The 25,214-nt window shown below is 61.6% G+C and carries 26 protein-coding genes; 16 read left to right on the top strand and 10 right to left on the bottom strand.

From position 1 onward, the window contains the following. Positions 1 to 483 precede the first annotated feature (483 nt). From HJA_RS08425 to HJA_RS08380, 10 genes are all read left to right on the top strand, one after another. Positions 484 to 873: a hypothetical protein gene (locus HJA_RS08425; RefSeq protein WP_035580664.1), complete on the top strand. Its 390-nt coding sequence runs from the start codon at positions 484 to 486 to the stop codon at positions 871 to 873. A 127-nt stretch (positions 874 to 1,000) separates the two neighbouring features. After that, a complete protein-coding gene (locus HJA_RS08420) occupies positions 1,001 to 1,249 on the top strand; it encodes a DUF3297 family protein (protein ID WP_035580934.1) in 249 nt (82 codons plus the stop codon). Between the two features lie 56 nt (positions 1,250 to 1,305). Next, positions 1,306 to 1,887: an NnrU family protein gene (locus HJA_RS08415; RefSeq protein WP_035580662.1), complete on the top strand. Its 582-nt coding sequence runs from the start codon at positions 1,306 to 1,308 to the stop codon at positions 1,885 to 1,887. 90 nt (positions 1,888 to 1,977) lie between these two features. Further along, positions 1,978 to 2,799 (top strand): 3-methyl-2-oxobutanoate hydroxymethyltransferase, encoded by an 822-nt coding sequence (gene panB / locus HJA_RS08410; protein WP_035580658.1) that lies wholly within the window; start codon positions 1,978 to 1,980, stop codon positions 2,797 to 2,799. An 84-nt stretch (positions 2,800 to 2,883) separates the two neighbouring features. Beyond that, positions 2,884 to 3,606, top strand: a complete 723-nt coding sequence (locus HJA_RS08405; protein WP_035580656.1) for a hypothetical protein — start codon at positions 2,884 to 2,886, stop codon at positions 3,604 to 3,606. Beyond that, on the top strand, positions 3,603 to 4,952 hold the full coding sequence (locus tag HJA_RS08400; protein WP_035580653.1) for an outer membrane protein assembly factor BamB family protein: 1,350 nt from the start codon (positions 3,603 to 3,605) through the stop codon (positions 4,950 to 4,952). The genes HJA_RS08405 and HJA_RS08400 overlap by 4 nt, the downstream gene beginning before the upstream one ends. Positions 4,953 to 5,000: 48 nt before the next feature. Next, a complete protein-coding gene (der, locus tag HJA_RS08395) occupies positions 5,001 to 6,530 on the top strand; it encodes a ribosome biogenesis GTPase Der (protein ID WP_035580650.1) in 1,530 nt (509 codons plus the stop codon). Between the two features lie 80 nt (positions 6,531 to 6,610). Further along, a complete protein-coding gene (locus tag HJA_RS08390) occupies positions 6,611 to 7,678 on the top strand; it encodes a methyltransferase domain-containing protein (RefSeq protein ID WP_035580648.1) in 1,068 nt (355 codons plus the stop codon). Positions 7,679 to 7,759: 81 nt separating this feature from the next. Continuing rightward, entirely contained in the window at positions 7,760 to 8,923 is a 1,164-nt protein-coding gene (locus HJA_RS08385) for an Acg family FMN-binding oxidoreductase (protein ID WP_035580645.1), read from the top strand. After that, a complete protein-coding gene (locus HJA_RS08380) occupies positions 8,920 to 9,372 on the top strand; it encodes a MarR family winged helix-turn-helix transcriptional regulator (protein ID WP_051597513.1) in 453 nt (150 codons plus the stop codon). The genes HJA_RS08385 and HJA_RS08380 overlap by 4 nt, the downstream gene beginning before the upstream one ends. Before the next feature lie 3 nt (positions 9,373 to 9,375). Here HJA_RS08380 and arfB read toward each other — a convergent pair whose 3' ends face one another. Then, positions 9,376 to 9,813 (bottom strand): alternative ribosome rescue aminoacyl-tRNA hydrolase ArfB, encoded by a 438-nt coding sequence (gene arfB, locus HJA_RS08375; RefSeq protein WP_035580642.1) that lies wholly within the window; start codon positions 9,811 to 9,813, stop codon positions 9,376 to 9,378. A 135-nt stretch (positions 9,814 to 9,948) separates the two neighbouring features. On the opposite strand from arfB, the gene HJA_RS08370 reads away from it, so the two are divergent. The 4 genes from HJA_RS08370 (at position 9,949) to HJA_RS08355 (ending at position 13,758) form a co-directional block, all read left to right on the top strand. Continuing rightward, on the top strand, positions 9,949 to 10,521 hold the full coding sequence (locus HJA_RS08370; RefSeq protein WP_051597512.1) for an RcnB family protein: 573 nt from the start codon (positions 9,949 to 9,951) through the stop codon (positions 10,519 to 10,521). A 478-nt stretch (positions 10,522 to 10,999) separates the two neighbouring features. Further along, positions 11,000 to 11,848: a 3-deoxy-8-phosphooctulonate synthase gene (gene kdsA, locus HJA_RS08365; RefSeq protein WP_035580640.1), complete on the top strand. Its 849-nt coding sequence runs from the start codon at positions 11,000 to 11,002 to the stop codon at positions 11,846 to 11,848. Then, complete coding sequence (locus HJA_RS08360; protein ID WP_199285797.1) at positions 11,776 to 12,462, top strand: rRNA large subunit pseudouridine synthase E; 687 nt, start codon at positions 11,776 to 11,778, stop codon at positions 12,460 to 12,462. The genes kdsA and HJA_RS08360 overlap by 73 nt, the downstream gene beginning before the upstream one ends. Positions 12,463 to 12,498: 36 nt before the next feature. After that, positions 12,499 to 13,758: a mechanosensitive ion channel family protein gene (locus tag HJA_RS08355; protein WP_051597510.1), complete on the top strand. Its 1,260-nt coding sequence runs from the start codon at positions 12,499 to 12,501 to the stop codon at positions 13,756 to 13,758. 10 nt (positions 13,759 to 13,768) lie between these two features. On the opposite strand, the gene HJA_RS08350 is transcribed toward HJA_RS08355, so the two are convergent. The 7 genes from HJA_RS08350 to HJA_RS08320 all read right to left on the bottom strand — a co-directional run bounded on the left by HJA_RS08350 (position 13,769) and on the right by HJA_RS08320 (position 20,781). After that, positions 13,769 to 14,287 (bottom strand): hypothetical protein, encoded by a 519-nt coding sequence (locus tag HJA_RS08350; RefSeq protein WP_155839896.1) that lies wholly within the window; start codon positions 14,285 to 14,287, stop codon positions 13,769 to 13,771. 62 nt (positions 14,288 to 14,349) lie between these two features. Beyond that, positions 14,350 to 15,555 (bottom strand): serine hydrolase domain-containing protein, encoded by a 1,206-nt coding sequence (locus HJA_RS08345; protein ID WP_035580635.1) that lies wholly within the window; start codon positions 15,553 to 15,555, stop codon positions 14,350 to 14,352. Positions 15,556 to 15,632: 77 nt separating this feature from the next. Beyond that, positions 15,633 to 16,760 (bottom strand): OpgC domain-containing protein, encoded by a 1,128-nt coding sequence (gene opgC, locus HJA_RS08340; protein WP_241764325.1) that lies wholly within the window; start codon positions 16,758 to 16,760, stop codon positions 15,633 to 15,635. Between the two features lie 211 nt (positions 16,761 to 16,971). Next, on the bottom strand, positions 16,972 to 19,290 hold the full coding sequence (clpA, locus tag HJA_RS08335) for an ATP-dependent Clp protease ATP-binding subunit ClpA (protein WP_035580630.1): 2,319 nt from the start codon (positions 19,288 to 19,290) through the stop codon (positions 16,972 to 16,974). A gap of 26 nt (positions 19,291 to 19,316) precedes the next feature. Continuing rightward, a complete protein-coding gene (gene clpS, locus HJA_RS08330; protein WP_035580626.1) occupies positions 19,317 to 19,670 on the bottom strand; it encodes an ATP-dependent Clp protease adapter ClpS in 354 nt (117 codons plus the stop codon). 113 nt (positions 19,671 to 19,783) lie between these two features. Continuing rightward, positions 19,784 to 20,194, bottom strand: coding sequence for a DUF1499 domain-containing protein (locus HJA_RS17980; RefSeq protein WP_155839895.1), 411 nt, complete (start codon positions 20,192 to 20,194; stop codon positions 19,784 to 19,786). Between the two features lie 161 nt (positions 20,195 to 20,355). After that, positions 20,356 to 20,781 carry a phasin family protein gene (locus HJA_RS08320; protein WP_035580623.1) on the bottom strand — a complete coding sequence of 142 codons (426 nt, stop codon included), beginning with the start codon at positions 20,779 to 20,781 and terminating at the stop codon, positions 20,356 to 20,358. Positions 20,782 to 21,027: 246 nt separating this feature from the next. On the opposite strand from HJA_RS08320, the gene HJA_RS08315 reads away from it, so the two are divergent. Both HJA_RS08315 and HJA_RS08310 read left to right on the top strand, forming a co-directional pair. Further along, on the top strand, positions 21,028 to 22,233 hold the full coding sequence (locus tag HJA_RS08315; RefSeq protein WP_081814609.1) for a D-alanyl-D-alanine carboxypeptidase family protein: 1,206 nt from the start codon (positions 21,028 to 21,030) through the stop codon (positions 22,231 to 22,233). A gap of 58 nt (positions 22,234 to 22,291) precedes the next feature. Continuing rightward, on the top strand, positions 22,292 to 23,254 hold the full coding sequence (locus HJA_RS08310; protein ID WP_035580621.1) for a KpsF/GutQ family sugar-phosphate isomerase: 963 nt from the start codon (positions 22,292 to 22,294) through the stop codon (positions 23,252 to 23,254). An 18-nt stretch (positions 23,255 to 23,272) separates the two neighbouring features. Here the strand turns inward: HJA_RS08310 and HJA_RS08305 are convergent, their stop codons facing one another. Both HJA_RS08305 and galE read right to left on the bottom strand, forming a co-directional pair. Further along, positions 23,273 to 24,076, bottom strand: a complete 804-nt coding sequence (locus tag HJA_RS08305; RefSeq protein WP_035580620.1) for an SIMPL domain-containing protein — start codon at positions 24,074 to 24,076, stop codon at positions 23,273 to 23,275. An 89-nt stretch (positions 24,077 to 24,165) separates the two neighbouring features. Then, the gene (galE, locus tag HJA_RS08300) at positions 24,166 to 25,185 is read right to left on the bottom strand and encodes a UDP-glucose 4-epimerase GalE (protein WP_035580618.1); all 1,020 of its coding nucleotides are present in this window, start codon (positions 25,183 to 25,185) and stop codon (positions 24,166 to 24,168) included. Positions 25,186 to 25,214: the final 29 nt, after the last annotated feature.

Raw genomic sequence — 25,214 nt, 5'->3', positions numbered from 1 at the left:
AGACGGATTTAGTCTGACGCAAGTCACCCAACGCACGCCCATGTCATCCCGGAATTTGCGCAGCAAATATCCGGGACCCAGCCCGCGCCCGTGCTTCGATGCCCTGCGCTTGCGCTTGGGCCTTCTCGGGGAAATCGCAGTGCGATTTCTGGTCCCTCGAAGCGCTCAGCATGGGTCCGCAGCGTCGAAGGGCTCATCCTGAGCGAAGTCGAAGGATGCGCGCGGGCTCACCTCACCCCCACACGCGTCACACCCGATGGCCAACGGCCATCTGGGCGCCCATCTCTGAAAGAGACGGCGAGCACGTCATGACATGACGTATCCGGGGCAGCGTTCAGAGATGGATCCCCAGACCGCTGCGCGGCCGGGGATGACGCGTGTGGAGGGGGCTATCCGCCACCTGACGCGCCCCATCCTGCTGCACGCATTGCCGTCCCAACAAACTTATCCGACACCTCCGTCCCCTGACGTATAGTCAGCCCCATGTCACTCTTTCGTCCACCCGCGCACTTCCCGCCGCAGCTCGCCTTTCTCTGGCCCATTATCTGGGTCCAGGTGCTGATGCTGCGCGCGCAGATCCGCGCCGCTTATGGCCGGGGTGTGGTGTATCGCTGGAGCGTGACGGACAATCTGCGTGTCTATCTGGTCAGCATCGAGTGGATGCCGGGGCAGAAAAAAGCGCGGGCGCATCTGCAGCCCGCCGCGTACTCTAGCGACCGCCTCGCCGCAGCGTGCGACGGGCGGATGGCTGCACCCGAACATCTCCGCACGTTGCCGCTCACCCCAACCCTTGCTGCGGCGAACGCAGGGCGTCCGCTTGCCCTCGCAAGCCCACAGGAGAATGGCTTTCACCTCCCCCTGCCGGAAACCTGAACCCGCCCCTGACCTCAAAACCCAGCCCACCCACAAAGCGCCTTCACGGGCGTCGCATGTGCTGGCGGAAACCTTTCCCTGCCTGCCCCCTCTTGCCGTGGGCGCGGCCCGCGCTAAAACCGCTGCCATGACTGACCAGCTTCCCGACCGCCTCTGCGTCGACCCCGACAGCCCGTTCCACGATCCGGAGCTCCTCCAGAAGGAGATCGGGGTGCGTTTCAACGGCACGGAAAAAACCAATGTCGAGGAGTACTGCATCTCCGAAGGCTGGATCAAAGTCGCCGCCGGAAAGGCGCTCGACCGCAAGGGCAAACCGCTGACCCTGAAGCTGAAAGGCCAGGTCGAAGTCTGGATCAAGGACGCCGCCGAGGGCTAAGGCCCCTTCCGGTCAGCGCCAACTCGCCCTAAGCTCTCCGCCGGGAGGGCCCTGTCATGGCATTATTCATCCTCGGACTTGTGATCTTTTTCGGCGCGCACGTGTTTTCAGCCGTGCGCTCCCGGGACCCCGGCAAGGATCTCAAGAAAAAGATGGGATACGGGCCCTATATGGGGGCCTATACCTTTGTCTCCATTGTCGGCTTCTTCCTGATCTGTGTCGGCTTTAACGAAACCCGCGGCATGGGCCTGGTCTATTCGCCGCCGAGCTGGGGCAAGCACGTCAATTTCGCCCTGATGCCGCCGGCCTTCATCCTGCTGGTGGCCTCTCAACTGCCGGCCGGCCGGATCAAGAAATGGGCAAAACACCCGATGCTGGTGGCCGTAAAGCTCTGGGCCTTCGGGCACTTTTTCGCCACCGGCCAACTGAACGCCTTCATCCTGTTCACCGCCTTCCTGACCTATGCGATCTTCGACCGGGTCATGGTGAAACGCCGCGGCGACACAGGCCCGGCGCCGGATACGCCGACGAAACTCTGGGCCGATATTGTCTCCGTGATCGGCGGCATTGTCCTCTATGGGGCCTTTGTCATGTCCCTGCACAGGCTCCTGATCGGCGTACCGGTCATTCCGGGCTGAAGCTGGCCGGGCTGAAGCCCGCAGATAAACTCCTTGTAATCCCATAAGGAATTCTTGCCCGCGCCTGCCGGAGCGGATAAGCCGCAGCGCATGTCAAAGCAAACCAAGATCACCCGCAAGACCGTCAAGGACATCGCCAAGGCCAAGGGCAACACGCCGCTGGTCATGCTGACCGCCTATGACGCACCGATGGCCGAGCTGATGGACCCGCATGTAGACATGCTGCTCGTCGGCGACAGTGTCGGCATGGTGGTGCACGGCCTGCCCTCCACGGTCGGCGTGACGATGGAAATGATGATCCTCCACGGCCAGGCCGTGATGCGCGGCTCCGAGCAGGCTTTTGTTGTCGTCGACATGCCCTTCGGCAGCTACGAAACCAGCGAGGATCAGGCCTTCCTGAACGCGGTGCGGATCATGAAGGAAACCGGCTGCCAGGCGGTGAAGATCGAAAGCGGCGCCTATGCCGCCAAGCAGATCGCGCATCTGGTCGAGCGCGGCATCCCGGTCATGGGCCATGTCGGCCTGCGCCCGCAGGCAATCAATGTCGACGGCGGCTTCCGCGCCAAGGGCCGGACCGAGACCGAACGCGAGATCGTCATCAACGAAGCCCGCGCCGCCGACCGCGCCGGGGCCTTCGCCATCGTGATCGAGGGGGTTGCCGAAGACCTCGCCGCCGAGATCACCGCCGAAGTCAGCTGTCCCACGATCGGCATCGGCGCCTCGGCCGCCTGCGACGGCCAGGTCCTGGTCGCCCAGGACATGCTGGGCCTGTTCGACTGGGCCCCGAAATTCGTGCGCCGTTATGCCGACCTGCGGACAGAGATGGAAACCGCCGTGAAAGCCTATGCCGAAGACGTCCGGAGCCGTAATTTCCCCGGAAAAGCCGAAACCTACACCCTGCGAAAACCTTGATGACAACAGCGCTGGCACATTGCAGCCAGCGGCGGCGGCGTCTAGGTTCCCGCAATAATTCTGACCCCCGACCGGAGCGGCCCATTGAGCGACATTTTTGAAGAAGTCGACGAAAGCCTACGCCAGGACAAGATCGAGACCGTCTGGAAGCGGTACCGCCTGTTTGTTTACGGCGGCGCAGCGCTTCTGATCGGTGCGGTTGCGCTGAACGAGTTCGTGATTACCCCGCATTTCGCCAAACTCCGCGCGGAACGGGCCCAGGCGTTCGAGACAGCCGAAACACAGCTGATCGAAGGCGACTATGCCGAGGCCCAGGCCGGCTTCCGGGAGCTGGTCGATGAAGAGTCCAGCCTGTCCCCGCTGGCGGCCAATTACCTGGCTCAGACCCTGTATGAAGGCAGCGGCGACGTGGCCGGCGCCACCGAAGTACTGGAAGCGGCCGGCAAGGCAGATGGATCGCCCTTCGAACGCGCGGCCCTGCTCAAAGCCGCCTATGCCAAGGCAGATGCGCTGTCGCTCACCGAGCTGGAAACCATGCTGGGCGACCTGAAGGAAGAGGAAACCGCGCTCGGCGCCCTCTCCCGCGAGCTGATCGCTGCGAAAGCCTATGCGGAAGGCGACGCCGCCCGCGCGCGGACCGCCTACAACCGACTGAAATTCGATGCCGCCGCCCCCCAGGGCGTGATCCGCCGGTCCGAAATTGCGCTCGCCGCGATCCCGATCCCGGCAGATACCGGCGAGGCCGCCCCTGCTGAAGAGGCTGCGCCAGCCGAAGCGTCCGAAACCACCGAGGAGACCGGTCAATGACCCCAACCCGCAAATATCTGCTGGCCGGTGCCGCCCTTGGCATTCTGGGCCTGACCGCCTGCTCGAGCCTCCCAAGCTTCGGCGGCGGCAAGGCCAAGGAACTGGCCGAAGCTGAAAAAGCCGGGCGGATCACCATGGTCCTCTCCGATGACACGGTCGAGGCAAACCCGGAACTCGCCACCCAGACCATCACACTGCCCCCGGCACAGACGCTGGAGAGCTGGACACAGGCTGGCGCGAATGCCGAGAAGGTCATTGGCCACATCAAGGCAGCCGAGACGCTGACCATCGCCTGGCGCAATGGCGTCGGTCAGGGGTCCGGCAAGAAGTCGGCCCTCTCGACACCACCGGTCGCCAGCAAGACCGCGATCTATACGCTCGACGCCGACCAGCAGGTCGTCGCGACGGACCTTTCCAGCGGCCGCACGCTGTGGCGCAAAAAGCTGAAAGGCCTGTCCAAGCGGGACAAGGCAGCGCTCGGCGGCGGACTGGCCGTCGAAGGCGACAAGCTGATCGTCGCTTCCGGCTTCGGCTATGTGGCTGCGCTCGATGCCAATACTGGCGAAGAACTCTGGAAGAACCCGATGAACGCGCCGATGACCGGCGCACCAACCATCAAGGATGGCCGGATTTTCGTCGAGTCGAACAATAACGAGATCTTTGCGCTGGCGATGGACGACGGCGAAGTCGAATGGTCCGACCAGGCGATTTCCGAAACAGCACGCGTGCTCGGCAGCCCGAGCCCGGCGGCTGTGGAAGACTTCGTCATCGCACCTTATTCCTCCGGTGAGGTGATCGCCTATCTCGCCTCCAATGGCCGCCGCCTCTGGACTGACGCGATTTCACAGGCTGGCCGGTTTACGCCAATCTCCGAAATTAACGACATTGGCTCGCGCCCGGTTCTGGCTGGCGGACTCGTCTTCGCGTCCAGCCAGTCGGGCATCACCATCGCCATCGACGGGCGCAGCGGCCAGCGCGTCTGGTCCAAGCAGATCGGCTCCGTCCAGGCCCCCGCCGTGACCGGCGAGCAGATGTTCGTCATCGGAACGGATGGCCGCCTTGCCTGCCTCAACTCAACTTCCGGCGAAGTCTACTGGATCGTCCAGCTGCAGCAGTTCGAGAAGGAAGAGAAAAAGAAAAAGCGCATCTCCTATTCCGGTCCGGTAGTTGCCTCCGACCGGGTGCTGGTGGTCTCGTCCACCGGCAAGCTGCTCGCTTTCTCCCCCCAGACCGGAGAGCAAGTCGGCTCTCTGAAGCTGGGAGACCGCGTCTACCTCGAACCCATCGCCGCGCAGGATAAACTCCTTATCCTGACCGATGATGCAAAACTGATCGCAATCAAATAAGGGGCGGCGCCGGCAGGCGCGAACCCCCGTTTACGTCACGGGCCTGCCATGCCGCTCAAACTCGCTATCGTCGGACGCCCGAATGTCGGCAAGTCCACCCTCTTCAACCGGCTCGCCGGCAAGAAGATCGCCCTGGTCGACGACCAGCCGGGCGTAACGCGCGACCGCAAGGAAGCCGAGGGTCACCTCGCCTCCATGCCGCTGATCCTAATCGATACGGCCGGTTATGAAAGCGTCCACGACGACAGCCTCGAATCCCGCATGCGCGCGCAGACCGAAGCGGCCATCGCGGAAGCAGAGCTCTGCCTTTTCCTGGTCGATGCGCGGGTCGGCATTACGCCAGACGACGAAACGTTCGCGCAGCTGCTGCGCAAGTCGGGACTGCCCATCGTGCTGGCCGCCAACAAGGCGGAGGGCCGTCAGGGCGAAGCGGGCGTGATGGAAGCCTGGTCGCTCGGCTTCGGTGAACCGGTCGGCCTGTCCGCCGAACATGGCGAAGGCTTTGCCGAACTGTTTGGCGCCATCCGCCAGGCCCTCGGCGAAGAAGCCTTCGAGAAGGCGATGGAGGAGCCGGAGCCTGATTATGCCAGCTCTGGCGGTGAAGACATTCTCGAAAAGCTCGCCCACATCGACATCGATGACGACACTTTGTCTGACGATGACCTTGTCGCCGCCATCGAAGAAGCCGATGTCGACGTAGAGCCGGAGCCGCCCCGTGCTGACAAGCCGGTGAAGCTGGCCATTGTCGGCCGGCCGAATGCTGGCAAATCCACGCTGATCAACCAGCTCCTGCAATCTGACCGCCTGCTGACAGGGCCGGAAGCCGGTATCACGCGCGACTCCGTCACGCTGGACTGGGAGTGGGAAGGCCGCCGGGTGCGGCTCGTCGATACGGCGGGCCTGCGCCGGAAGAGCAAGGTGCAGGAACGGCTGGAGCGGATGTCGACCGCCGAAACCATCCGCTCCCTGAAATATGCCGAGATCGTCGCGCTGGTGATGGACCCTCACGATGCACTGGAAAAGCAGGACCTGCAGATCGCGGACCTCTGCCTGCGCGAAGGGCGCGGCCTGGTTCTGGTCGTGTCGAAATGGGATACGGTGAAGGATCCGGACGCTGCGGCGCGTCATATCCGCGATATTGCCAATCGCCTGATGCCGAATGCGGGCGGGGCGCCGGTTGTGTTCCTGTCCGGCCTGACCGGCAAACATGTCGACCGGCTGATGCCCGCGGTGCTGCAGGTCCACAAGGACTGGACGGCGCGCGTGAAGACCGGCGACCTGAACCGCTGGCTGCGCCACACAATCGAGCGCCATCCGCCCCCGGCTGTCCAGGGCAAGCGGATCAAGCCGCGCTACATGGCGCAGATGAAATCCCGCCCACCGACTTTCGTGCTGATCGCCTCACGCGGTGACCAGATGCCGGAAAGCTACAAGCGCTATCTGATCAACGAGCTGCGAGATGCCTTCGACCTGCACGGCGTGCCGATCCGCCTGTTCGTGCGGCAGGGCAAGAACCCCTATGCCGGAAAGCCCGCCGGATTCCAGAAGCCGCCCTCGAAAAAGGGCAGCAAGCACTGACGGCCCTGCACACCAGAATGTTATTCGTCTGATTGGGCGCGCGTTTATATGAGAGAACGCGTAGCAAAAGGAGCCGCGGCATGAACCAGATCCAGGACATCGTGAAAACCTATTATGGGGAAACCCTGTCCACTTCGATGGATCTGAAAACCGATGCCTGCACAACGGCGGACCGCCCGCCCCCGCACGTCTCCGCCGCTCTTGCCGCCGTGCACGATGACGTCGCCGCAAAATATTATGGCTGCGGCCTGGCTATTCCTTCCATGCTGGAAGGCCTGAAAGTTCTGGACCTCGGCTGCGGCGCCGGGCGCGATGTGTTTGCGCTCGCCAGACTGGTCGGCCCTACCGGCCACGTCACCGGCGTGGACATGACGGACGCGCAGCTGGACGTCGCCCGCGCCCACGAAGCCTGGCACGCCGAACAATTCGGCTATGACGCCCCGAACACACGTTTTGTGAAAGGCTATCTGGAGAAGCTCGGCGAGCTGGACCTTGAGCCTGGGTCCTTCGACCTGATCATTTCCAATTGCGTGATCAATCTGTGCACAGACAAGCCGGAAGTCTTCCGCCAGGCGCATCGCCTGTTGAAGCCGGGCGGCGAGCTTTACTTCTCGGATGTCTACGCAGACCGGCGGATCCCGGCAGATCTTGCTGCCGATCCGGTGCTCTACGGCGAATGCCTCTCGGGCGCGCTCTATTGGGGCGACTTCCAGTCCATCGTGAAAGCGGCCGGATTTACCGATCCGCGTACGGTCAGCCATCGCCGTCTGGGTATCATCGACCCGGCGCTGAAGGACAAGCTGGGCCCGATCCGCTTCGCCTCCGTTACGGCGCGCCTGATCAAGCTCGATAACCTGGATGCGGCCTGCGAAGATTACGGACAGGCCGTCATTTACAAGGGCGGCATTCCGGGCATGGAACAGGTCTTTGTGCTGGACGCCGAGCACAGTATCGAAGCGGGCCGCGTCTTCCCCGTCTGTGGCAATACGCTGGCCATGCTGAAGGACACGCGCTTTGCGCCATACTTCGAGGTCATCGGCGACGGCGCCACGCATTATGGCCTGTTCCCCGGCTGCGCCGCGCCGGATGTATTCGCCGCCAGCACCACAGACGAAGCCCCTGCTTCCCCGGGCGGCTGCTGCGGCTGAATTCAGGCAGACAGGGAATTCTCCGAATTGCCTTTTCGTCCGCCATAATATATAGACATCTATATATTAACGGAGACGACGATGTTTTCCCGGCGAGCCCTTCTGGTCACTGGCGGCGCGAGTATTCTTGTTCTCGGCGGCAGCTATGCCGCCCTCTCTGCCATGAGCAATATCGCTCCGGCGCAGGAGCCCTGGCGTCGGGCAACACAGGGATTAGGCGATCCCCGCCTGAACGCGGCAGCCTATGCCATACTTGCCCCCAGCCCGCACAATCTTCAGCCGTGGATGATCCGGCTGGAGGGTGATGACAGCCTGACTCTGTTCTGTGACCTGGACCGTCGCTTGCCGGAAACAGACCCACCCGATCGTCAGACAACAATCGGCCTTGGTGCTTTTCTCGAACTGCTGCGGCAGGCCGCTGCCGAACAGGGCCATCGGCTGTACATCACGCCTTTCCCGGAAGGCGAACCGGGTGAAAGGCTGGATGACCGCCCCATCGCGCATGTGCGCTTTGTCGAAGATGCCAGCGTCGAACGTGACGCGCTTTTCGGCTACGCCCTGAAGCGGCGCACGGCACGGCGCAAATTCGATCCGGGCCGCCCTGTCCCCCCCGACCGGCTGGCTGCGCTGATGGACATTTCAAATGCCCTGCCCGGGCTGGACGCAATCAAGGTGGACGGCACCAGCCAGCCCGAAACCGTCAGCTGGTTGCGGGACATTTGCAGGCGCGCCTGGGAGATCGAACTTCGCAAGCCGGAAACCTGCCATGAAAGCTCCTACCTTACCCGTATCGGCGCGAAACAGATCAATGCCAATCCTGACGGCATCTACCTCGCAGGCCCGATGATGGAAGCCTACCGGATGACCGGCCTGCTGACCCAGGACAGTATGGACGAGATCGGCTCCACGGCATGGGAGGCAACTCTCTCTACATATAACGGGCTGATCGACAGTGCACCGACCTTCCTCTGGTTCACTACGCCCGGTAATTCACGGGCTGAGCAGCTCGCAAGCGGTGCGGTCTGGATCCGCCTGCAGCTGGCAGCCGCGGCGGTGGGTGTCGGGTTCCAGCCACTCTCGCAGGTGCTCGAAGAGTATAGCGAAATGGTCGAGCCGTTTGCCGAGATCCATGACCGTTTCAACGTCACGCTGCCGGGCCGGATACAAGGCCTCTTCCGGCTGGGTTATGCCGGCGGGCAACCGCCCTCGCCCCGCTGGCCACTTGAATCCCGGATCATCACATGAGCCGGCCCGCTGGTCTTTCCGGCGACCCGGTCGAATTCGCTGCAATGACGGAAATATCCATCATTGCCCATCTGGCAGACACTGCCTTTGCCCGGCGCCTGCCCGATGGCCTGACCACCGCGCAGTTCGCCGTGCTGAACCATCTGCTTCGTCTTGAAACGCAGCAAACCATCGGAGAGCTCGCACGGGCACTTCAGGTGTCGCAGCCGACCATGTCTTCGACCGTCCGCCGGCTGGAGGAAAAAGGGCTGGTCTCGCTGGAGCCTGATGCGGACGACCGGCGGATCCGGCGGGTCGCTGTCAGCCGGGCCGGAGCGGCTACACGGAAAAAGGCGGTGCAGGCTCTGGATGCGTCAAAGGAGGAACTCAAGGTGCTGAGCCAGAAGGAGTGGACGCAATTGCTGCCGCTCCTCAACAAATTGCGGGTCGCGCTCGATTCGGCGCGCTAAGCCCTATTCTTCCGTCCGGTCGACGTTGCCGCGCAGGGATTTGATTTCGCCCCGGCGCTTTTTCTCGGCGATGCGGCGGCGAATACTGCCCTTGGTCGGTTTGGTGCGGATGCGCCGCTTGGGCTTCTGGCTGGCCTTGAGAATCATCTCCGCCAGACGCTTGCGGGCGGCTTCCCGGTTCAGGGCCTGGCTGCGATGACTGCCGGCTTCGAGTATCAGCCGGCCGTCATTGGTCATCCGGCTGCCAAACAGCTTCGCGAACCGTTCCTTGATTTCCGCCGGCAGAGAAGACGTCTCGACAAGCCAGGTCAGCTGCACAGCGGTGGAGACCTTGTTCACATGCTGGCCGCCCGGCCCCGAGGCGCGGACAAAGGCCTCCGACAGCTCCCATGCCGGTACGGTGAGCGCATCTGAGACGCGAAGATCGCCGAAATCGGACATGGATAAAGCTTAACTCCTCGTTCAGAGACCGTTCAGGCCGGAAAATATAGGTTTGCTCCAATGCGCAATGCGCGACAACCAGACGGCCAGCCAAACACAGTGCGGCACGCCATTTCAACGGAGGCTCAGCCTGCCATGAAACTGATGAATACATTCGGAAAAGCCATGGCGGCGCTGGCGATTGCCGGCCTGACCATCGTTCCCGTTGCCAGCGCCGATCCCGACCGTGGCCGCGACCGCGGCGGTTGGGACCGGGGTGATCGCGATCATGACCGTGGCCGTCACGGAAGTGGCGACCGGCATGATTACCGCCGTGGCGGACATGACTATCGCGGTGACTATCGTCGTGATCATCGCCGGCATGACCGCCATGACTACCGTCGCGATTACCGGCGCCCCAGCTATGCCTACCGGTATCCGCCGGTCCGGCACTATGCCCCGCCGCCGCGCTATGGTTCCTATGTGACCTACGGCTACCGCACCGGTCCTTATTTCCGTTCGGGCTATATCTCGCCCTACCGGATTGGCGGCTATTACCGCCCGCACCCGCGCACGGTCTATATCCGCGATTACTCCCGTTACGGCCTGTATGCGCCACCGCCCGGATACTACTGGGTTCATGACTATGATCGCGGCGATGCGATCCTGGCTTCGGTGGCCACAGGCGCAATCATTGGTCTTGTCGTCGGCGCACTCGCTTACGATTAAGGCTGATAGGGCGTCCTGCCCGCTTGGTGAACGCCCGGATGTCTTCCCGGCATCCGGGCAATTCATGTTCATCACGCAAAATTGGGCGGAAAAGTCGCGTTCTTAACTTTTGCATGGCGCAAATCATGCTTAACTCCGAGTCGTCCGGGATGGTCCCGGACAAAAAGTACGCGCCTGTTGCGCGCCTGAAAGGAGGTGATCCATGTCGAGTGAGAAACCAGGTGAGGCCAAGTGGTCCAAATCCTATGGTGTCTGGCTGGAGCAGCCTCCAGTCAGTGCCTAGAGATTTGTACCGGTAAGCTGAGACGCTGCCGGGACCATTGTCCTCAACGGACTCACGGGAGCCGCCCTCATCAGGGCGGCTTCTTTGATTCTGGACGAGAATTAGCGGACGATGGCACTCAATACTGGCCGAAACGGGTTCGCGTGGGCGGGCAATTCGGCTATCTGGCTGCAAACGCACGAACGGAGACCCAGCATGACCGTCCTCACCCACGCCGCATCCGGATGGACCATCGGGGCAGGCCAGCCGCTTTCCGTCATTGCAGGCCTGAACGTGCTGGAAGACGAAGGCCTCGCCCTCGAAATCGGCACAGAGCTGAAGCGCGTCTGCGCCGCGCTCGGCCTGCCCTATGTGTTCAAAGCCAGCTTCGACAAGGCGAATCGCTCCTCGATCAAATCCTATCGTGGGCCCGGAATGGAATCCGGGCTGAAGACGCTGGCCAGCGTCAAAGCGAAACTGGGCGTGCCGATCTGCGCCGACCTGCATGAACCCGGCCAGGCCGAACCGGTTGCCGAGATCGTGGACATCGTCCAGATCCCGGCCTTTCTGTGCCGCCAGACCGATCTCGTCGTCGCCACCGCGAAAGCCACGGCCGCTGCCGGTGGCATCATCCAGGTCAAGAAAGCCCAGTTCATCGCGCCGTGGGATACGAAGAACATCGTGTCCAAGATCGGTGAGGCGGCAGACGTCGGTGTGATCCTGTGCGAGCGTGGATCCAGCTTCGGCTACAACAATCTCGTCGTCGACATGCTGGGCATTCCGGAAATGCAGAAGCTCGGCTGCCCGGTCACAATCGACGCGACCCATGCGGTCCAGCTGCCGGGCGCTGATCCGCGCACGGCCGGCGCTTCGACCGGCGGGCGCCGGGAAGGCGTAGCCATCATCGCAAAGGCTGCCATCGCTTCGGGAGCGGACGGCGTATTCCTGGAGTTCCATACCGATCCGGACAAGGCGCTGTGCGATGGACCGAGCTGCCTGCCGATCACCGATGCCGAAGGCCTGCTGACGACGCTGAAGGCGCTGCACGAGGTGGTCGCCGCGTGAGGCGGGACACCGATCAGGAAACGCGCGTCATCCTGTTGAACAAGCCTTTCGGCGTGCTCTCCCAGTTCACGGACAAGGGGAATGCCGGTTCGAAGCGGCGCACTCTGTCGGAATTTGTCGACATACCGGGCGTCTACCCGGCCGGACGGCTGGACCAGGATTCGGAAGGCCTGATGATCCTGACCAATGACGGACGACTCCAGCACCGGATCGCCAACCCGGCAAACAAGATGCCCAAGACTTACTGGGCGCAGGTGGAAGGCATTCCCGACGAAGCAGCCCTGCAGCAGCTTCGCGACGGCGTGGACCTCTCCGACGGCCTGACGGCGCCCGCAAAGGCGAGCGCCCTGCCCGCGCCGGAAAACCTGTGGCCGCGTGTACCGCCCATCCGTTTCCGCAAGTCCGTCCCCGATAGCTGGATCGAGCTGACCATCACCGAGGGCCGCAACCGGCAGGTCCGCCGCATGACCGCCGCCGTCGGCCACCCGACGCTGCGCCTCATTCGCGTGCGGATCGGCGAATGGGAACTCGGCAGCCTTCAGCCGGGTGAGTGGCGCGAGGGCCATGTGCCGCAGCCGCCCAAACACAGGAGTCGGGGCAGGTTACGTCACTGACACCGCAGGGAAGAGCAGACCCAGGGGAATACCGGAATGGAAAATAACGCACCACTCCCATCGATCAGCAGCTGGTTCGATCAGAACGCCCCCCAATGGGCGCAGGACGCGGCGAGCTATATCGCCACCGTCTGGAACCAGGGCGATTATGGCCTGACCTATGGCGAGATCATTACGGCTGTCGTGATTGTGGTCATCGCGCTGTTGGTGCGCGGCCTGTTCGCCCGGATCATTGTGTCCTCGGTCATGCGCCTTACCGCCGGGACCAAGACCCGGTTCGACGACGCGCTGGTGAATTCCATCGCGACGCCGCTGAAGGTCGTTCCGGTTATCATCGGTATCTATATCGCGCTGCAGGTCACCGATATTTCGGGTGAAGCGGAAGTCTACGCAAATCGCATCCTGCGCTCGGTGATCACGCTGGCGGTCTTCTGGACGCTGGCTCGCGCGGTCAACGCATTCGAATTCATGTTCGGCACACTGCGCAATGCCCTTTCCTCTGCGGCCGTCGACTGGATGGTGAAAGCCCTGCAGGTCGTTCTCGTTGTTCTCGGCCTCGGCGCGGTGGCCGAACAATGGGGCATCCAGATCGCTCCGCTACTTGCTGGCCTCGGCGTCCTGGGCATTGCCGTTGGCCTTGGTGCGCAGGACCTGTTCAAGAATCTCATCTCCGGCATCCTGATCATCACCGAGAAACGCTTCGTGCCGGGCGAATGGATCAAGGTGGACGGGGTCGTGGAAGGCACTGTCGAGAAGATCAACTTCCGCTCCACCCTCATCCGCCGGTTCGACAAGAGCCCGGTCTATGTGCCCAACAGCGCCCTCTCCGATGCGGCCGTGACGAACTTCTCCCGCATGACATACCGCCGGATCAAATGGGCGATTGGAGTCGAGTACCGTACAACGGTCGACCAGCTGAAATATATCCGGGACGAGATCGAAGCCTGGCTTTGGAACGACGATCGCTTCGTCAAACCCCCGGAAGCGGCCTTGTTCGTCCGCGTCGACAATTTCAACGCGAGTTCCATCGACTTTCTGATCTATACCTTCACCCGGACGAAAGACTGGGGGGAGTGGCTGGCGATCAAAGAAGAGTTCGCTGTTGCCGTCATGGACATCATCGAAAAGGCCGGCACGGGCTTCGCCTTCCCCAGCCGGACGATCTACATGCAGCAAACAGATCCGCCGGAAATCATGGCGCCGCCAGCTCCCAGCGAAGGCGTGGAGCACGCGCGGAAAATGATCGCAGACAGCGGAAAACGCCGTGGCATGGGCGAGGCCGACGACGACGGCTAAGCTGGGCGCCCTATTCCAATTCGGGAACGGGTTCCGGCACGGCCATGGTGCACACCAGTGGCGCAGCATCCTTCAGCTCGGAGAACATGGCCTTGTCCTCCAGCGTATTGATGTGCGCCGTAAACTGACCGTCAGAGCATTCCGGGCCGATTCGCGTCGGCGAACAGTCGAGATAAAGCGGCACATTCACCTTTCCAGGAATGATCACGGCCGCCACGTCTTCATCGCCGTAGAGGACAACATGGGCGCTCATGCCGGACTGGTCGCAAGTATAGTCCATTTCCCGCGACAGGCCGAGCGATGCCATCCGCTCTTCCGGCGTATCACCTGTCTCTTCTGAACCGGCATCTGCTGTGCTTTCTGCAGATTCCTCCGCTGCGCCCTCCTCAGACGGCGTGTCCGAAGCTTCCGTTATACTCGACTCGATGACCGCACCGGAAGTTGTCTCCGGATAGCCTGATCCGACGGCGTCATCACATGCCGCTGGGAATATCAGCAAAGCTGAGCATAGTCCGATATAGCGCATCACGCCGATCCTCCTCCGCCCTCGGACGGAGATTAACACGTGACACACGAATCCCGAAATGCGGACTATTTCACCCAGGCGCCAGGCTCGTTCGTCCGGTAACCGAGCGAGCGGTAAGCCGCATCGATCAGGCTTTGTCCCCGGTCATTCAGCAGGATGCCATTGCCCATCTGGTTCATCGTGTAACTGAAGGCGAGACCGCAGTCCGGATCGGCGAATCCGATTGAGCCGCCTGCGCCGACATGGCCGAAAGCCCGCTCACCCATGATTGCGCTGGTGCCCGGCCCCATCTTGCGGCGCCGGTTGTCCATCGATTTCATGAAGCCCGACGCAAAGCGGGTCGGGATCAGAAGGGTTGCGTCACGGTGCGTGGCTGTTGATACCATGGTCATGTTGTTCAGCCGGTCTCCCGACACCAGGGACCCGTCATTCGTGGCCAGCGGCGTATACATCGCCACCTGCCCGCGGGCATTCGACAGGCCGCCGCCGCCACCGATTTCAGCCGCCTGGCCTTTCCGGTCGTTGAAGTCCCATCCACCGGTATTCATGAAGCTCTTGTGCTGGATCGATTCCGGATCGGTCATCAGCTTGATCCCGAATTCCGTCGCTTCATCACCGGGCTTCGGCACATACTGGCGGATCGGCGCGATGTGCACATCTTCGGTTTCGGGAAGCCCCAGCCAGAACCGCGCACCGGTTTTCTCCGCGACTTCCTCGCGAAAGAACGTGCCGAGCGACTTGCCGGAGACGCGGCGCACAAGCTCGCCCACGGTCCAGCCGAAATTGATCATGTGATAGCCGTTACGTGTGCCGGGCTCCCAGAAGGGCTCCTCGTCCGCCATGCGCTGGACCATGTAATCCCAGTCCGTGAAGCCACCCGGCTTTACCGGATCGCGCAGCGTAGGCAACGCGCTCTCGTGGTTCAGCATCATCTGAACCGTGGTCTTTTCTTTGCCGTTCTTTGCAAATTCCGGCCAGTATTCGGAGACCAGCGCTTCAGGGTCCAGTTCGCCACGGTCGATCAGAATGTGCGCGCAAATCGCGGTCGCCGCCTTGGAACAAGAGAAGACGATGGAGATCGTGTCTTCCTGCCAGGGATCGTTCGTCTCCGGGTTGGCCATGCCGCCCCACAGGTCGACCAGCGTTTCCCCGTTCACCGACAGGCACACCGATGCGCCGACTTCTTCCCGCTCAGAGAAGTTCCTCTCGAACTCCCGTTTCACTTCCTCAAATCGCGGATCGCACGTGCCGTGCACTTGTGTCGCCGTCATGTATTCCTCCCGGTATTTTCCTGCAGCATATCGCGCTTTCCTCAAGGGAGGGGCAAGCAAAAAGCCGGAGTGGAAACCTATGGCAGACCGGGCAGGAATCGCTTTTTGCGATCGGTCAAAGCGAAAGCTGATGCGACCGCAGCAATCTGCACACCCAGCACGGCCAGCAGGTTGTCTCCAAAATTCCAGTCAGCAATCGCATAGCTGGCCAGGTACACCATCACGACATGGAGACTGTAGAAGAACAGCGAATTCTGCCCAATCATCACCAGGGCCGGCAGGCTGAAAATACCCGAAATGAGATTTCGCAGGCTTGCGGCCGGTTCCGGAAGTGCTGGCTGGTTCAGCAGGAAGTATACGGCGTAGGCGATCGCCAGCGTGCTACACAGGGCAACCTCTGAATAGCGGTCACGTGCCGGGGAATGAATATAATCAGGCACGCCGGGCAGAAAATCGGCAATAGCGAACCCGGCAATGATGACGCAGGCAATCACGAAATACCGGGCTGATACTGGCACGACATTGGCGCGGAACCCGGCCAGCCCTTTTTCCGAGAAACGGTGTCCCAGGTAAAAGCCCCCGTAAAAGAGCAACGCATAGGATAACGGATTGAAAAACCCGGCCAGTGAAAAATAGGGCCGCGTATCGACACCCTGTGTATACAGCAGGTTCAGGACCTGGTCATCGAGCCCCAGACGGGAGAACAGCCAGCAGGTGACAAGGATGCCGAAAAACAGCCGCACCCGGTTTTTGAACAACATCAGCTGTGCAACCGGTATGAACAGCATGAGCACCATATAGATCAGCAGGATGTCCAGATAATGCGGCTGGCGCGCAAAGGTCATCACCTGCAAGACCTGCACCTGCGCCGATGTCTCGAAATCCGGCGCCACACCATTGATGAGCCTGTCCGGCCACGCGGCCCAGACCAGTGCGAACACCATCAAGGCGACCGCAACCTGATAGACATACAGCCAGCGCAGGCGCTTGAGCACGGCCAGTGCGCTGGCGCCAGCGCCGTCACGGCGGAATGGCCGGGCATAGGAAATCGCGCAGACAAACCCCGAAAGCGGAATGAAAAACTCTGCATCCATCACGGCGGAGAATTCGCCATGGTGAAACCAGAATAGCGGCGTCCCATAAACAGACGTCAGGTGACTCACGAACATCATGACCAGCAGGTAGCCCCGCGCGCCGTCCAGCACGGTCAATCGGCCGGCCTTCGCGGGGGCCGGACTTGCACGCATCCAGAGAGAGGAATTCAGTTCAGTCACGGGCCAGGACACCTTCCGGCACCCACGACTAAGCAAATACACTTAAGATAGACAGAATCGGCACCTTAAAGATGCCGGCAGAAAGTTAGCCATGGGCCCGTTAAAGAGAAAGCCCGCACAATGTGCGGGCTTTCCGTGCCGGTCAGGCAGGCTCCTGAGAGCCTTTCTTCGCGGCCGGTTTTTTCTTCTTCGGCTTTTCGGCCACGTATTTGAAGGCCAGCTTGCTGTCGTCGTCCTTGTCGATGTCGATATGGACCACGCCGCCCTTCTGCAGTTCGCCGAAGAGGAGTTCCTCGGCCATCGGCTTCTTGACGTGCTCCTGGATCGTCCGGGCCAGCGGCCGGGCGCCCATGTCGGCGTCGAAGCCGCGCTTGGCCAGCCAGTCGCGGGCCGGCTTGGAGATCTCGATCGAAACGTTGCGGTCTTCCAGCTGGACTTCCAGTTGCAGGATGAACTTCTCGACCACGCGATCAATGATCTCCGGCGTCAGGCCACCGAACGTGATGATCGAGTCGAGGCGATTGCGGAATTCCGGCGTGAACAGGCGCTTGATGGCCTCGTCCTGCTCGTCGTCCTTCTTGCCAGCGCCGAAACCGATGGCGTTCTTCGCGGCGTCTGATGCACCCGCATTTGTGGTCATAATGACGACCACATTGCGGAAGTCGACCTTGCGGCCGTTCGCATCGGTCAGCGAGCCATTGTCCATCACCTGCAGCAAGATGTTGAACAGGTCCGGATGGGCCTTTTCGATCTCGTCGAGCAGCAGCACGCAGTGCGGATGCTGGTCCACGCCATCGGTCAGCAGGCCGCCCTCGTCATAACCGACATAACCCGGAGGCGCGCCGATCAGGCGGGAGACGGTGTGCCGCTCCATATATTCCGACATGTCGAAGCGCAGCATCTCAACGCCCATGATGGAGGCGAGCTGTTTGGCGACTTCTGTCTTGCCGACACCGGTCGGGCCAGCGAACAGGTACGAACCGATTGGTTTATTCGGCTCACGCAGGCCTGCCCGGGCGAGCTTGATCGAAGCGGACAGCGCCTCGATGGCTTCGTCCTGGCCATAGACCACGCGCTTGAGATCGGTCTCCAGCGAGCGGAGCGCCTCGGCATCGTCGCTGGACACCTGTTTCGGGGGAATGCGGGCGATCTTGGCCACCACGGCCTCGATGTCGCGCACGCCTACCGTCTTCTTGCGTTTGCTGGATGGCAGCAGCCATTGTGCAGCGCCTGCCTCGTCGACCACATCGATGGCCTTGTCCGGCAGCTTCCGGTCAGTGATGTAGCGGTCGGAGAGCTCCACCGCCGACTTGATCGCGTCATTCGTATACCGAAGGCCGTGGAAATCCTCGAAGCGGGATTTGAGACCGGTCAGAATCTTGATGGCGTCGGCCACAGTCGGCTCAACCACGTCGATCTTGCGGAACCGGCGGGACAGGGCGCGGTCCTTCTCGAAATGCTGCTTGTATTCCTTGAACGTGGTCGAACCCATGCAGCGCAGGCCGCCATTCTGAAGCGCCGGCTTCAGCAGGTTCGACGCATCCATCGCGCCGCCGGAGGTCGCCCCCGCACCAATGATGGTGTGGATCTCGTCAATGAACAGGATCGCTTTGTCCTGCTGTTCCAGTTCTTTCATGACGGACTTGAGGCGTTCCTCGAAGTCCCCCCGGTAACGGGTACCGGCCAGCAGGGCGCCCATGTCGAGCGACCAGATGATCGCCTCATCCAGGATCTCCGGTGCCTCGCCATCGACAATCTTCTTGGCCAGGCCTTCGGCGATGGCGGTTTTGCCGACGCCGGGGTCGCCTACCAGGATCGGGTTGTTCTTGTTTCGCCGGCAGAGCACTTCGATGCAGCGGTTGATTTCCATGTCGCGGCCGATCAGCGGATCGATCTTGCCGGCACGAGCCTTTGCGTTGAGGTTCACGCAATAAGCGTCGAGGGCTTCATGCCCCTGCTTCACGGCCTCTTCTTCGGCCGGCTCTGCGCCGCGCGGGCTGGAGGGGCGCGACATGCCCGGCTGCTTGGCCACGCCATGCGAGATGAAGTTGACCGCGTCATAGCGGGTCATGTCCTGCTCCTGCAGGAAGTAGGCCGCGTGGCTTTCGCGTTCGGAGAAGATCGAGACCAGCACATTTGCGCCGGTCACTTCGTCCCGGCCGGAGCTTTCGACATGCAGGATGGCCCGCTGAACAACGCGCTGGAATGCAGCGGTGGGCTGAACGCGGCCTTCCCCGTCTTCCACGATCAGGCTCGTCAGTTCGTCATCAATGTAGCGGACGAGCTCTGCGGTCAGGACCTCTATATCGACCTTGCAAGCCCCCATCACCTCTTTGGCGTGCTCATCCTCTGTCAGGGCCAACAGGAGATGCTCGAGTGTGGCGTACTCGTGCTCCCGTTCGGATGCCAGGGTGAGGGCCTTTTCAAGAGCCGTTTCCAGGGAGGGGGACAAGCGTGGCAATGTGGTAGCCTTCCGGGGTTAGAGGTCTAGTCGTCTTTCTCCATGACACATTGGAGAGGGTGTTCGTGCCGCTTCGCAAGGTCAAGCACCTGGGCAACCTTTGTTTCGGCCACCTCATATGTGTAGACCCCGCACAGTCCGACACCCTTCTGATGCACGTGAAGCATGATGCGGGTCGCCTGCTCGCGCGACCGGTTGAAGAACCGTTCGAGAATGAACACGACGAATTCCATCGGTGTGTAGTCGTCGTTGAGCAACAGCACACGATAGAGCGAGGGTTTCTTGGTCCGCACACGGGTCTGTGTGGACAAGCCATACTCGATCCCGTCATCGCCAGTGCCCCCGTCGCCGGGCGGTGCCGGCGGGTCGGGATCGTTCATTCGGAAATGCGGAATACCCTTGCTCATGAATCTTAAGATATACGGTTCATGGCCAGATTGAAGACGTGAGACGCGGCAAAATCATTTTCTGCCTGCTTTTAGAGCATGCGTGCTCAACGGGTACCTATCAAATCGAGCAGTTCCTTCACCCGTTTGGCATTGGTTCCAAGGTCGGAATAGCCAATGCGGGATCCGGAATAGATGGCCACGCTCGAGCGGTCTGCCGCTCCGTCCACTGGCAGGGCCTGAACATAGACGTCATCCTTGAACTTCATCAGAGGCGTGACTGCGATGAAGGAAATCCGAAGCGTATCGGGATCGGACGCCCTCAGCCGCCATTCCACGCGTTCCAGCACCAGGTCCATCACAAGGTCGAATACGCGCTTGGGCGGCTTGTCGAACACCGGGGCCGTTTCGTCGGGGGTGGAGACACCGGCAAAACCGTCTGGCGCGACGAGACAATTATTCGGCCGGGAAGGACGCTTCAGCGCCGGAAACTCAATCAGATCAGGCAGTCGTGACATGAGCGCATCTAACCGTTTTGTTTTGGCACCGCCAATCCTGATTTTGACGGCAGGATCAGCCAAAAACCTGTTTCCGGAACAAAAGAACCGGACCAATCAGGTCCGGCTCTTCCCAGTCTACTGCACTCTACAATCAGGCTATATGGCCCGATCCGAGAAGCTTATTTTGCGCCGAAGGCCATGAACGGCTTGGCGGCGCTACGCCATGCAGACATGCAAAGCTCTGCCTGCGCATTCATTTCCTTTGTATACGCGGTAAACATGGATTTCGCAAATCCGGCCTGGATTTCCATGACTTCGCGGACGTCTTTTGCCGACGTGATCGCCTGCGTGGCTTCAACGCCCTGCTCCAGCGACTTGGTGAAGAAGTCCATGTTCCGGCTGCTCAGTTCGCGCGCCATATCGGTCGATGCGGCGGTGCGTTCGCTGAATGCTTTCAGGCCGGACTCAGCATATTCGCCGAATTTACCTGCGAAACCGGAAAATTGCTCCATGCTCTCGTCGAGCATCTTGGTGGTGGTGTCCATCGCTGCACTCGCTTCAGCTTTTGCGCGCTTTGCGGTGCCAGCGGTCTTTGCCTTCGTCATCGATCGTTCCTTTGTACTAACTTGTACTACCCTGCGCTTACCCTACGGGAACATATAGCGCTTTTTCTTCGCGATCGCAATATATTTTTGTGCGCTGCAACATGAGGCAGTCTGCACGCTTTTTGCATCGGTTTTATTACGTTTGCGCAATCCGGCCCACCTTGTGCCGTTAAGGTGTGGTCAAGGGATTTGCACGATTCTAAGTTAAACCTCGGAGGGCCGGGGTTAACAATTCGGGAGACCTGAATGTTCCTGCGCGCATTCGCAGCCCTGACCCGCATCACCCTTGCTGCGGCCGTCCTGTCGGTCATGGCAATCGGCGGAGGCGCTGCCCAGGCAGAAAAATACGCCGCAATCGTAATTGATGCCGACACGCAGGACGTGCTTCACGACCGGCACGCGGATGAGCCGCGTTATCCGGCCTCGCTGACCAAGGTCATGACCCTCTACATGCTGTTCGATGCCCTCAAGAGCGGTGAGGTCTCGCTCGATGAACGCATGACCGTCTCCCGTTTCGCTGCGGCACAGGCCCCATCGAACCTTAAACTGCGCACCGGCTCCACCATCACTGTGCGTGACGCGATCGGCGCATTGATCACCAAGTCCGCGAACGACGTAGCCGTCGTGGTCGCTGAACGCCTCGGCGGCACCGAAAGCCGTTTCGCTCAGCTGATGACGGTGAAGGCCAAGTCGCTTGGCCTCGAAAACACCCGGTTTGTGAATGCGTCCGGCCTGCCAGATACACGGCAGCTGACCACAGCGCGCGACATGGCCATCCTGGCGGAGGCCATGCTGACCGATCATGCGGACTATTATCACTATTTCGCGACCGAGCAGTTCTCCTGGGCCCGCAAGACCTACAAGAACCACAACAACCTGCTCGGCGAAGTCGACGGCGTGGACGGCATCAAGACCGGCTACACCCGTGCCTCGGGCTTCAACCTGATGGCCTCCGCCAAGCGCGACGGCCACCGGATCATCGCGGTCATGCTGGGCGGAACGACAGCTCGTGCGCGCGACCGTCACGTCGAGGCCCTGATCGAAGCCGCCTTCAGTTCCTACACACTTCCCGCCGACGATCCGGCCCTGCGGAGCCGCCTTGCTTTCGCCATGCTGGATGAGCCGCTGAGCCCGGAAGCGGCGGCTGAGCCGATGCTGAACGGCAAACCGCTGTCCGTGATCCTCGCCACGGAAGCCTCTGAAGCGAAACAGATGGCCGCCAATGACAATGATGACGCGACCTCGGCACAGGGCGATGCAGACGATACGCCCGCCCCGCCGGTACTGAACGCACCTGTTCTGGTGGCCGAATCCGAACCGGCGCCGGCGGAAACCGCTATGCCCATCGATCCCGAGCAAACATCGATCGGGCGTTACTTCGCAGAAGCGCCCGTTGTCGAAGAGCCTGCTTTCTCACCGGAAGAGTACCGCCGCCGCCAACTGGCCAAGTAGGGTTGTCACCACGCCCGGCTTGCCGGACAACACGCGCGATCCAGCAGGAGCAGCGCCCGTGGCCCATGAATCCGACCTAGACCTCGCCCGCAACACGATCCGCATCGAGCGCGACGCGCTGGAACAGCTGGAAGCCAGTATCGGCCCATCCATCGCCGAAGCGGCAGACCTGATCATGGCGACCGACCGGCACATCATCGTGGCGGGGGTCGGCAAGTCTGGGCATATCGGCCAGAAGATCGCGGCGAGCCTTGCTTCGACCGGCACGCCCAGCTTCTTCCTTCACCCGACCGAAGCCAGCCATGGCGACCTCGGCATGGTGGTGCCGGGCTCTGTCGTGATCGCGATTTCCTATTCCGGGGAAAGCCGCGAACTGGTGGATCTGCTGCGATTCTGCAAAGGCAACGGCATCCCGCTGATCGGCATGACGCGGTCAGCCGAGTCGACGCTGGGGCGTGCCTCGGACGTGCTGCTGGAAATGCCGGTTGTGGCCGAGGCCTGCCCGAATGGCCTGGCGCCAACATCCTCCACGACCATGGCACTGGCACTTGGCGACGCGCTGACCATCGTGCTGATGGCGCGCCGGGGCTTCTCGCGGGAGGAGTTCGGCTTCCGTCATCCGGGCGGCAAACTCGGCCGCTCCCTGCAGACTGCGGGCGACTATATCGAGACTAAAACGGATCATATGCCGATCATCAGTGCCTCAGCCGACGTCCGGGACGTGATCCTGGCTGTCTCCGAAGGACGCAAGGGCTGTGTTGGCGTGATCGATGAGGACGGCCGCCTGATTGGCATGGTCACCGATGGCGACCTGCGCCGCGCCATGCTGGCCGGCAAGCTGTCCGGCACTGCGGCCAATGTCATGACCGCCGACCCGAAAGCGCTCGGTCCTGACGACCGCATGTCCGCAGTCATCAAGACGTTCACCGAGCAGCGGATCTCGAACGCCTTCGTGACAGTCGACGGCAAGCCGGTCGGCATCATCGACATGAAGGACCTGCTTGCCGAAGGCTATGTCTGATCCGGCTTGCGCCGAACCTTACTCGCCGAGTTCGAAGACCACGTTCACCGTCGCACTGTAGCCGACTTCGCCGCCTGCCATCGGGGTCGAGACAGCGTCTGCCATCTTGGCTTCCTGCATGCGTGCCATCGGCATAGGCGAGGGCGAGTAGTTGCCGCTTTCGCTGATCGTCACGATGCGCAGCACACGCAGCCCGGCTGCTTCAGCGTAGAGGTCTGCCCGGGCGCGGGCATCGGCCATCGCCTGGCGGCGGGCTTCGTCGCGCACCTCCGCATCGTCATCGAGCGCGAAGTTCAGGCCGTTGAATGTGTTGCCGCCAGCCTTCACCAAGCTGTCCAGGGTCGAGCCCAGATTATCGAGATCGCGTACCTTGATGGTCAACTGGTTGGAGGCCGTGTAGCCGATCAGCTTCTGCTCGCCGCGGGAGGAGCCATCCTTCAGCTTGGTCTCAATATAGGTGTAGCGCGGCCAGAGCGAGAAATTGGACGTCTGCATGTCCTTCTTGGCGACGCCCGCTTTTTCCAGCGCGTCGAAGACGCCGGTCATGGCTTCCGCCTGGGACTCCATCGCTGCTGTGGCGGTTTCGCCTTCAGCCTGCACGCCGGCATTGATGTAAGCGATGTCAGGTTCGCGTTTCACGGTCGACTGGGCCGAGATCGACAGCGTGGTTTCAGGCTGGATAGAGTTAGGTGCCTGATAAGCGCCGGTCACAGCCTGCTGGGAGAGGCCCAGGGCCGGGCCCTGCATCTGGGCGCAGGCAACCTGCGGCACGATCAGGGCGAGGGCGGCAGTCGAAGTAAGAAGTGGCAAAAATCGGCGCATGAGAATCTCCCATTGGTAATTGTTTGAGTGTTCTACCGAACACTCTGGAAGGCAATCTTGTTCCGATTGTGTCTCAGACCGATGACAAATCAGGCGGCTTCATAACCTTGCGGGTTCTGGCTCTGCCAGGCCCACTGGTCGCGGCACATGTCTTCCAGCGTCAGCTCCGCCTGCCAGCCAAGCAGTTCCTGCGCGAGCGACGGATCGGCCCAGAAGGCCGCAATATCGCCTGCCCGGCGCGGGGCAAATTCCATCGGAATGGACTTGCCGCAAGCCGCCTCGAACGCCCGCACGACATCTAGGACGGAGGAGCCGTTGCCCGTGCCGAGATTCACGGTGAACGGACCATGCGAATGCTTGAACCGGTCGAGCGCCAGCACATGCGCGCGGGCGAGGTCCACGACGTGAAGATAGTCGCGCACACCGGTGCCGTCCGCCGTGTCATAGTCCTGCCCGAACACGTTGAGATGCGGGCGGCGGCCGACAGCCACCTGCGCCACATAGGGCATCAGATTGTTCGGAATGTCGTTCGGGTCTTCCCCGATCATGCCGCTGGGATGCGCACCGATCGGATTGAAGTAGCGCAGGATTGCCACATCGGTCAGCGCGCCAGACCCGCTCACGTCGTTCAGCAGCATTTCCGCCGCGAGCTTGGTGTTGCCGTACGGGTTCGTCGGCCTCAGCCGGTGAGACTCTGTGTAGGGCAGGAATTCCGGCTCGCCATAGACAGTGGCGCTGGAGGAAAAAACGATCTGGCTGGCCCCGGCCTGCAGCATCGCCTGGATCAGGCTATGCGTGCCCATCACATTGGCGCTGTAATATTCGAGCGGCTTCTCCGTGGATTCGCCGACGGCTTTCAGCCCGGCAAAGTGGATGGCCGCTTCGCACGCATGCTTTTCGAGGATCTCCGCAATCCAAGCGGTGTCGCGGACATCGGCCTCGTACCACTCGACCCGCGAATTGGTGAGTTGGCAGATCCGGTCGATTGCCCTGGGCGAGGAATTGACGAAATTGTCCACGATCACGGGTTCATACCCGCGTGAGACAAGCTCCACACAGGTGTGCGATCCGATATATCCGGCTCCGCCGGTGACAAGTACGCGTGTCATGTCCCCTACCTAGCAAGAATCACGCCCGG

This window comes from Hyphomonas jannaschiana VP2 (assembly GCF_000685215.1).
Taxonomy (GTDB): domain Bacteria; phylum Pseudomonadota; class Alphaproteobacteria; order Caulobacterales; family Hyphomonadaceae; genus Hyphomonas; species Hyphomonas jannaschiana.
The sequence above is the reverse complement of the archived record's forward strand: the minus strand, read 5'-3'. Positions and strand labels throughout refer to the sequence as shown.

What these genes read in the sequence shown, in the direction of transcription:
- HJA_RS08425 (WP_035580664.1), top strand. Translation starts at nt 484, where the DNA reads ATGTCACTCTTTCGTCCACCCGCGCACTTCCCGCCGCAGCTCGCCTTT.
- HJA_RS08420 (WP_035580934.1), top strand. Translation starts at nt 1,001, where the DNA reads ATGACTGACCAGCTTCCCGACCGCCTCTGCGTCGACCCCGACAGCCCG.
- HJA_RS08415 (WP_035580662.1), top strand. Translation starts at nt 1,306, where the DNA reads ATGGCATTATTCATCCTCGGACTTGTGATCTTTTTCGGCGCGCACGTG.
- panB (WP_035580658.1), top strand. Translation starts at nt 1,978, where the DNA reads ATGTCAAAGCAAACCAAGATCACCCGCAAGACCGTCAAGGACATCGCC.
- HJA_RS08400 (WP_035580653.1), top strand. Translation starts at nt 3,603, where the DNA reads ATGACCCCAACCCGCAAATATCTGCTGGCCGGTGCCGCCCTTGGCATT.
- der (WP_035580650.1), top strand. Translation starts at nt 5,001, where the DNA reads ATGCCGCTCAAACTCGCTATCGTCGGACGCCCGAATGTCGGCAAGTCC.
- HJA_RS08390 (WP_035580648.1), top strand. Translation starts at nt 6,611, where the DNA reads ATGAACCAGATCCAGGACATCGTGAAAACCTATTATGGGGAAACCCTG.
- HJA_RS08385 (WP_035580645.1), top strand. Translation starts at nt 7,760, where the DNA reads ATGTTTTCCCGGCGAGCCCTTCTGGTCACTGGCGGCGCGAGTATTCTT.
- HJA_RS08380 (WP_051597513.1), top strand. Translation starts at nt 8,920, where the DNA reads ATGAGCCGGCCCGCTGGTCTTTCCGGCGACCCGGTCGAATTCGCTGCA.
- arfB (WP_035580642.1), bottom strand. Translation starts at nt 9,813, where the DNA reads ATGTCCGATTTCGGCGATCTTCGCGTCTCAGATGCGCTCACCGTACCG.
- HJA_RS08370 (WP_051597512.1), top strand. Translation starts at nt 9,949, where the DNA reads ATGAAACTGATGAATACATTCGGAAAAGCCATGGCGGCGCTGGCGATT.
- kdsA (WP_035580640.1), top strand. Translation starts at nt 11,000, where the DNA reads ATGACCGTCCTCACCCACGCCGCATCCGGATGGACCATCGGGGCAGGC.
- HJA_RS08355 (WP_051597510.1), top strand. Translation starts at nt 12,499, where the DNA reads ATGGAAAATAACGCACCACTCCCATCGATCAGCAGCTGGTTCGATCAG.
- HJA_RS08345 (WP_035580635.1), bottom strand. Translation starts at nt 15,555, where the DNA reads ATGACGGCGACACAAGTGCACGGCACGTGCGATCCGCGATTTGAGGAA.
- clpS (WP_035580626.1), bottom strand. Translation starts at nt 19,670, where the DNA reads ATGAACGATCCCGACCCGCCGGCACCGCCCGGCGACGGGGGCACTGGC.
- HJA_RS17980 (WP_155839895.1), bottom strand. Translation starts at nt 20,194, where the DNA reads ATGTCACGACTGCCTGATCTGATTGAGTTTCCGGCGCTGAAGCGTCCT.
- HJA_RS08320 (WP_035580623.1), bottom strand. Translation starts at nt 20,781, where the DNA reads ATGACGAAGGCAAAGACCGCTGGCACCGCAAAGCGCGCAAAAGCTGAA.
- HJA_RS08315 (WP_081814609.1), top strand. Translation starts at nt 21,028, where the DNA reads ATGTTCCTGCGCGCATTCGCAGCCCTGACCCGCATCACCCTTGCTGCG.
- HJA_RS08305 (WP_035580620.1), bottom strand. Translation starts at nt 24,076, where the DNA reads ATGCGCCGATTTTTGCCACTTCTTACTTCGACTGCCGCCCTCGCCCTG.
- galE (WP_035580618.1), bottom strand. Translation starts at nt 25,185, where the DNA reads ATGACACGCGTACTTGTCACCGGCGGAGCCGGATATATCGGATCGCAC.